The organism is Thiohalocapsa halophila, assembly GCF_016583825.1.
In the GTDB taxonomy this organism is placed as follows: Bacteria; Pseudomonadota; Gammaproteobacteria; order Chromatiales; family Chromatiaceae; genus Thiohalocapsa; species Thiohalocapsa halophila.
Map to the genome: position 1 here is coordinate 72,598 of NZ_NRRV01000025.1, position 6,311 is coordinate 78,908.

At 63.9% G+C, this 6,311-nt stretch carries 6 protein-coding genes and 1 tRNA gene; 3 read left to right on the plus strand and 4 right to left on the minus strand.

What is annotated here, in order from left to right; all coding sequences use genetic code 11:
* Nucleotides 1-217 precede the first annotated feature (217 nt).
* Nucleotides 218-1,000 carry a hypothetical protein gene (locus CKO31_RS12085; RefSeq protein WP_200237619.1) on the plus strand — a complete coding sequence of 261 codons (783 nt, stop codon included), beginning with the start codon at nucleotides 218-220 and terminating at the stop codon, nucleotides 998-1,000.
* Between the two features lie 208 nt (nucleotides 1,001-1,208).
* On the opposite strand, the gene CKO31_RS12090 is transcribed toward CKO31_RS12085, so the two are convergent.
* On the minus strand, nucleotides 1,209-1,850 hold the full coding sequence (locus CKO31_RS12090; protein ID WP_200237622.1) for a hypothetical protein: 642 nt from the start codon (nucleotides 1,848-1,850) through the stop codon (nucleotides 1,209-1,211).
* Nucleotides 1,851-1,898: 48 nt separating this feature from the next.
* Nucleotides 1,899-4,280: a DUF7619 domain-containing protein gene (locus tag CKO31_RS12095; RefSeq protein ID WP_200237624.1), complete on the minus strand. Its 2,382-nt coding sequence runs from the start codon at nucleotides 4,278-4,280 to the stop codon at nucleotides 1,899-1,901.
* 158 nt (nucleotides 4,281-4,438) lie between these two features.
* Between CKO31_RS12095 and CKO31_RS27660 the strand changes: the two genes are divergently transcribed.
* Complete coding sequence (locus tag CKO31_RS27660) at nucleotides 4,439-4,618, plus strand: helix-turn-helix domain-containing protein (RefSeq protein ID WP_369075129.1); 180 nt, start codon at nucleotides 4,439-4,441, stop codon at nucleotides 4,616-4,618.
* Between the two features lie 165 nt (nucleotides 4,619-4,783).
* Here the strand turns inward: CKO31_RS27660 and CKO31_RS12105 are convergent, their stop codons facing one another.
* Entirely contained in the window at nucleotides 4,784-5,389 is a 606-nt protein-coding gene (locus CKO31_RS12105; RefSeq protein ID WP_200237628.1) for a TMEM165/GDT1 family protein, read from the minus strand.
* Nucleotides 5,390-5,498: 109 nt separating this feature from the next.
* Between CKO31_RS12105 and CKO31_RS12110 the strand changes: the two genes are divergently transcribed.
* Nucleotides 5,499-5,882, plus strand: coding sequence for a hypothetical protein (locus CKO31_RS12110; protein WP_200237631.1), 384 nt, complete (start codon nucleotides 5,499-5,501; stop codon nucleotides 5,880-5,882).
* Nucleotides 5,883-6,059: 177 nt separating this feature from the next.
* Here the strand turns inward: CKO31_RS12110 and CKO31_RS12115 are convergent.
* Nucleotides 6,060-6,150, minus strand: a tRNA-Ser gene (locus tag CKO31_RS12115).
* Nucleotides 6,151-6,311: the final 161 nt, after the last annotated feature.

Genomic DNA, 6,311 nt, shown 5'->3' on the forward strand with positions numbered 1-6,311 from the left:
CCCTCTGTCGCCACTGCTGCGCCAGATCATGAGAGGTGACCATCGATCCCCCTGCAGAAAGGCTAATGCGCCGAAACTGCGAAATGCGTCACACGCAGATGGCTTCACTCCGAGCGAGGGTGGACGTACTGTACGGTTCAGCAGGGTGCGGCCTTAACATGATGCTGCTTCGAGGAGTATGCTGTAACCTCCTGAGGCAGCATCAGAAGGCGAAGCCATGGCAGAAGTGATCAGCAGGTCGGGCAAAGAGGTCACGGTGGCGGTGACAGTGCGCCTTGCGGGCAGCTTGTGGGAGATGGAGGAGGCGATCCAGGAAGCGACCAACGCGGTCGGGTGCTGCGCCACGGAGGAGGCGCTGAAGCGCTTCGACACCGACGGCAGCCCGATCCGCGTCGGGGCGCTGAAGCTCACCGCGCGCGGCTGCGACCCGAAGGTCTACCAGACGCCCTACGGCGCGGTGGAGGTCGAGCGCCATGTCTATCAGACCGCGCGTGGCGGGCGCATCTACTGCCCGCTGGAGCAGCAGGCGCGGATCGTGCGCGGCGCCACGCCGTTGTTCGCCAGCCAGATCAGTCACAAGTACGCGCAGCTCAACGCGCGCGCCGTACAGAGAGACCTCGCGCAGAACCATGCTCGTGCGGTGGCCCCCTCCTACATCCAGCACGTGGCCGAGTGGGTCGGCAACATCGCCGCGGCCAAGGAAGAGGACTGGGAGTATGACTTGCCACAGCTCACCGGCGGCATCGCCACCGTCGCCGTCAGCCTCGACGGGGCCATGATCCCGATGGCCGGCCGCGAGGGGTGGCGCGAAGCGATGGTCGGCACGTTGTCGTTCTACGACCATGAGGGCGAGCGCCAACACACCCTCTACCTCGCGGCCGCGCCCGAGTACGGCAAGCACACGTTTACCGAGCGCCTGGCCCGGGAGATCGCCCGCGCCAAGCAGCACTACCCCGAGGCACGCTGGCTCGATCAGTTCGGGGCCGAGTGCTTCGGCTGAGGACATTATTGGGAGGCCGCACCCGTTCAGCAGGACCAGAAGGCGGGTGATATGGCGTTGGCGCGGTACGTGCTTTAGTCGTAGCCGCAAGCAGCAAGGGCTCCGAGCTAGAAATTCGGAGCAGCGCCACCGCTTTTGCCAGCCGTCCTACAACCGAACAACGGGAGGGCTCAGGTGAGCCGGCGGTGAAGGGGTGAGACGGACGGCACTAAGAGCCTCGGCGGCGACTGCTGCGCGCCGGCTTGTCGCGGTTGACGCCATTCAATAGTACCCATCCACCAGCGAGCAGTATGATGGAGCCGGGCGCTGGAGCGCCAGCAGGGGGATTACGAATACGCGCGTCCGAAAAACCGTTGATGACGAGCGGCTGAAAGTCTTCGTCGCTTAGCGCAAGGAATGGGTCGTCCGGATCGATCTCAACAACGGTTGATGATGCCTCAGGTAGGCTGATGACATCGAAGACAATCGTTGCAAGCTCGACGGTGGCACCCTGGATCGCGGTCAATGTTGAAGGGTCTTCAAGGCTTGACGCCGCGAGGTCGATCACCCCTGAGTCGACCGTGCTCGTATCGGAGTCGTCCAAAAAGAAGCCCAAGTCGGCGCCGATGGTGTAGCTCACGAAACCTACTGCGCCAGCGTCAAACATCACGTCGATATCAAAGGCACCGAGGGAAGGCCCAGCGTCCTCGCCGAGCCCGTCAACCATGATATCCAGAATGACGCGATCTCCGTCCGACGCATCCTGGACTGCGGGCGCAAAGCCTATTTCTGCTGCAGCAGCCAACTTGCCGAAAAAAAACAGAGGTGCAAGCCATCCGGCGATGACGATCTGTCGTACTTGAGTATGCATGGCGATTGCTCCGTCGAGTCTGATGGCCGGTCCGCGCTCCAGCAGTTGCTAGCTGCCCACCGCACAACGGGGACGGTCGCACGCGAGAACGCAGCCGCGGGCGTCAAGTATGGTGATGCGCCCGTCTTGATCGAGGTCATGCAACACAGAGCCTGCATCAGTGGGCCGATTGCGGAGGCCAAGTAGGGCGCGAACATCGATGATATCCACTGCCGCATCTGCGTTTAGGTCGCAGGTACGACCGGCAGCGGGCTCCTGCACCCGTTCGAACACCTCGTCGGCGCCGTTCTCCCAGGTGATCTGCCAATCAAGGGCTTCGCAGGCATCCACCGGATGGCTTCCACTCAAGCGAATGGTGTCGTGACTGGTGGTCACTGCGTTTGGGATCACCGACGCTAGTGTTCGCGGATCAGGATCATCCGGATGCGAAAAGGCCACAGCCCCATCGTGAACCGTTACCGACGGGGGTGCGCCCGTCACCGTTGCGGTGACGTTGTAGGCGAAGCCAAAACCCGAGTTGACCAGCGCGACCTCATATTCACCTTGTGTGCCAGTGCCTGTGCACCGCAACACCGAGAGATCTGCGGCCAGGTCGGCGGTGGGATCGGGCACCACATGCTCCACGACGTTGGTATCGGTTCGTGGCTGGTCTGCGGTAGGAAAGACGATCGTCGCGTCGTTGGCAGCTCGCGTCCCAGGAAGAGCGTCGGTTCGCATATCGATGGAAAAGCTGACGCTACGAGGGGTCGACGGCGGAAGCAGGGGGTCCTCCCAGATCAGGACTCGCGTGCCCGGGTCGTACGACCACGCAAGGTCGACGTCGTCGACAACGAGCGTGGTGTCGTCGAGATCGTCGTCCAAGACATCAATGATACGAACGTCCGTGGCGTCCGCATCGCCGACATTCTCGTAGTGGATAGTGTAGGTAATGGTTTCGCCCGCGCCGATGTAGCCATAGCCGGCGATGTTCGTATAGGGCTGTGCTTCTTTGTAGTTCGGGTCCCGCGGCACACAGCCGGGGATACCGACATCGCAGGAACTCTGTACGCGAGCCAGGTTGGCTGCACTGGGGTTGGACCAGGTACCCGGGTCACAGCAGAAAGCCGGAACTGTCGCATTACCACAACGTCCCCGTGGCACTTCGCAAGCATGATCTTCGGCGGGGTTGGCGGGCTCGTCCTGGCCGTCGCCATCCGTGTCGATTAGCGGGCCGCAAGTGCCGCCAAAAATTCTGCCGTCGATTTCCACAAGGCCCTGCGGGAAGCCCGAATTGCATCCATTCCCGCCGCCACCTCCCACGCGAGGCAAAGCCGGGCGGCAATCGCAGTCCGGATCGGCGCAATCGAAACGGCCGTCGCAGTCATCGTCGATGTTGTTCCCGCAGATTTCTCGCGTCGGTAGGGCAGGGTCGTCGAAGAGCACGACCGCCGTAGACAGATTGTTAGTCGGTCCCGAATCGGGCGTATCGCTGCCGAGCGTCGCAACGTTCAAGATGCGCGAGTGACAGCTGAAGGCGAGCCGGCTGGCCGGCATGGTGACGGTGAGCGACCGGGTTTCCGAGTCCTGTGCAGCAACAGCGCCCAACGACCATCTCGCCGTAGATGCCAAAGCGTCGAAGTCGAAGCTGCCGTCGGCACTTGCAAATAGGCTGCCGCCTGTGAGTGGGTTACGCGGTACAAGATCCAAGAGCCGAGTGGAGGTTGCGGCATCCGGCCCCAGGTTGTCGACGTCCAAACGGAACTCGACCGCCTCGCCGGGTGCCGCACCCACTGTCGGCAGGGCATTTGTCTTGACTAATTGTAGGTCCGCGTCCCCGCCCGGAATAGTGGCCGGTGGCAAGAAGACCATGTCGGTCAGGCAGAAGAAGCTGAAGTCGAGCGCAAAGGACACCGCGTCGATCTCACCGATATCGGCCGCGCCGATAAATCCCTGGGCGAAGCCCAGTCGCACAGTTTCGCTGTCCTCGGTCCCGATAAACTGTCCAACAGGGCCGCCATCCCCAGGATAGCCGTTGAAGCCGATAGCCTCGACCGGCGGATTGATGGTCAGTGTCAACCCCTGATTCTCGATCGACGGAATCCAAAGTCCAGTGTCAAAGGTCGACCCTACGTCCGCGCAAGATCGGATCAACTCAGGCCGGACGTTCGCGACGAGCGTAAAGGTTACGCCATCGCGCTGGAAGGACAGCGTACTCTGACCAGGAGAGAATTCAGCGGGCGGCCAGTCAACTGTGACAGACCCGTTGAAGGCGGCGTCACTCTGGTCGGTGATCTGGCGCGCCGCCGCGGGACTGACGACCAGGGCCACCAGAAGGACGAACACATGAACGCGCGACGGCTGTGCGCACACCGGCGAGGGCACCATGGCAGGCTCCGGTGAAGGGTCTTCAGGCGCCAAGATGATCGCGCAGTTCGAACGGTGGAATTCCATGCTCTTTTCGCAGAAATGGGGCTTCCTTGGAATTGACATAATATACATTATGCGCAATCGCTGATCCGAGGCAGGACAGCGCCAGCCCGCGCGGCGCCTGGGCAGAAGGCCCGGAATCGGCGCTGCTCGCCGAGGGCTTCGCGGCCAATCTGACCGCGCTGCGCGCCCTTCAGCAGCGCGCACGCTTGACCCCTGCAGAGGCAGCCGATGCCCTCTGTGTGTCGGTACGCACCTACCGCCGGTGGTTGCAGCACGGCAACCCGAGCCCGACGGGGCACATCGATCATGGCAATTACGGGATCCAAGATCTTGCTCAGCGCGTCGTTGTAGCGCGATAGCCAAATGCCGGCCGAGGCGCCAAGATCGTCGCGGCAAGGATGCCGCTCCCACGGCGGCAAGTCGGCCTGTGGGAGCGGCCTCTGGCCGCGACGCGGTGCTGACTGCACGGCCAGGGTTGTTGCGGCAGGGATGCCGCTCCCACGGCAGCAGAATAGATCGCCGAGTCATGCCTGCACCGCGGGCAGCGGCGCGCCCGCCGCCAATAAGAGATGCCCGAGCGCCAATAGCCCGAACGCGACGAACAGCAGCGCCGCGGTCCGATGCACCCAGTGCTGCGGGAGCCGCCGCAGCAAGGTGCAGCCGAACAGGATGCCGAGCAGCGATACACCCCACAGCGCCAGGGTGCCGCCTGCGAACACCGCCCAGATGTCGCCGGTGCCGGCCGCCAGCGCGATGACGGCCAACTGCGTCTTGTCGCCGAGCTCCGCCACGAAGATCAGCGTAAAGCTGATGATGAGACCCCGGCCGCCCGCTGCCGCCTCGGGGTCCGCGTCATGGTCGCCGTCCGCGTCTCGCCAAGACCGGTAGCCGAAATAGAGAAAAAGCCCTGCGGCAACGAGCAGCACAAGCTCCTGAGGGACCAGCTCGGCAAGCGCCCCGCCGGCCAGCACGGCCAGCAGGTTCAACAGCGCAAAGGCTGCGAAGGTGCCGGCGATCACCGGCCCGGGCCGGTAGCGATGTGCCAGGGTCATCGCCAGCAGCTGGGACTTGTCCCCCATCTCCGCGAGGAAAACCAACGAAAACGTCGACAGAACAATCGATGAGTCCATAACGGCCACCTGGCCCGCGCGCCAGTCAGCCTCTGCGCCACTGGCGCCACCGTCGGCGTTGCGCGAGGTCTACACTTAAGGAAACGCCGATTTGGCACCGGCATCTGCTATGAGGACGCTCACCATATTGCTTGCGGCCGCGCTCGTCGCCGGCTGTGGCACTTTGGCATCCGACGGCGTGTCGAGAGCCGACGGGAGGGTCCGCTACGCCACCGAAGCCGAGTGGGCGGCCTGTGTCGCGCAGGTGCAGGCGCAGCTGGCGCCGCAAGGCAAGTGCGGCGCGTCGAATTGCTATGACGACGCGGGCCGGGACCTGATCGACATCTGCACCGCCAGGGTCGGTTATCTCAGGCATTCCGCGACGGAGACCAAGGCGCTGCTGCGGGAGCTCCGCGAGGGCGGGATCAGCAATGTCAGCGCGTCCAAGGCTCGCACCTATCCGCCGGGACACCCGGTGCGCGAGGCTTTCGCGAAGGCGCAGGCGAAGCGGTAGAAGCGGCGAGCCAGCGCCGCGGAGCGCTCGACGCGGCGCGGCGCGGCAGGTCGGCACAGTCGCCGCCGCGGTGGCTGGCGTTGGGGGCAATGGTCAGTACCGCCCTGCGCCAATCGCCGAGCCGCCGACACAGCAGCGGATGATCGGCCAACGCCGGGGGGAAAACGCCGGGGGAATTGGCGGAGAGGGTGGGATTCGAACCCACGATAGGCTACTAACCTATACACACTTTCCAGGCGTGCTCCTTAAGCCACTCGGACACCTCTCCGGGATGCGGCTTGCCGGCCTAGAGCGTCAGGGGGCCTGGGGAGGGCGCCGGGTCTGCGCTGCCATGGCTCAACCGCGAGCCGATTAGAATAGCCAAACAAGCCAATCATTTCAATCGAGACCCAATGCCCCCGACGCCATCCGCCGGTGCCCGCAGTGCGC